General features: G+C 63.0%; 1 protein-coding gene. It reads right to left on the bottom strand.

The window, feature by feature from the left end; all coding sequences use genetic code 11:
* On the bottom strand, window positions 1-494 hold a 494-nt coding region (locus tag HYI44_RS29220; RefSeq protein WP_225571219.1), incomplete at both ends, for a cadherin-like domain-containing protein.

The following is a 494-nucleotide window of genomic DNA, read 5'->3' as shown; positions in this document are numbered from 1 at the left end:
ACCGGGGTGACGCTGATGTTCAGGGTCGAGGTGACATTGCTGCCGGAGCCGTCAGTGACGGTGTAGCTGACCACTGGAACTGTGCCGTTGTAATTGGCGGCTGGGGTGAAGGTGTATGCCCCGTTCGCTCCAATCACCAGAGTGCCGACGTTGGTGATAGTCGCGGTGCTGCCGGCGGTGTAGGTGTCCGCACCGATGGTGACGTTGACCACGGTCACGTCGCCGTCGACGCTCGAGTTGCCCGTGAGGACGCTGCCGGTCACGGCAGTGTCTTCCAGGGTGGAGACCGTTTCGCTGGCATCGGTGAAGCTGTCGTCGACCGGGGTGACGCTGATGTTCAGGGTCGAGGTGACATTGCTGCCGGAGCCGTCAGTGACGGTGTAGCTGACCACTGGCACGCTGCCGTTGTAGTTGGCGGCTGGGGTGAAGGTGTATGCCCCGTTCGCTCCAATCACCAGAGTGCCGACGTTGGTGATAGTCGCGGTGCTGCCGGC

The organism is Pseudomonas sp. Y24-6 (assembly GCF_020295325.1).
Classification (GTDB): Bacteria; Pseudomonadota; Gammaproteobacteria; order Pseudomonadales; family Pseudomonadaceae; genus Aquipseudomonas; species Aquipseudomonas gregormendelii.
This window is presented reverse-complemented; position numbering and strand designations above follow the sequence as displayed.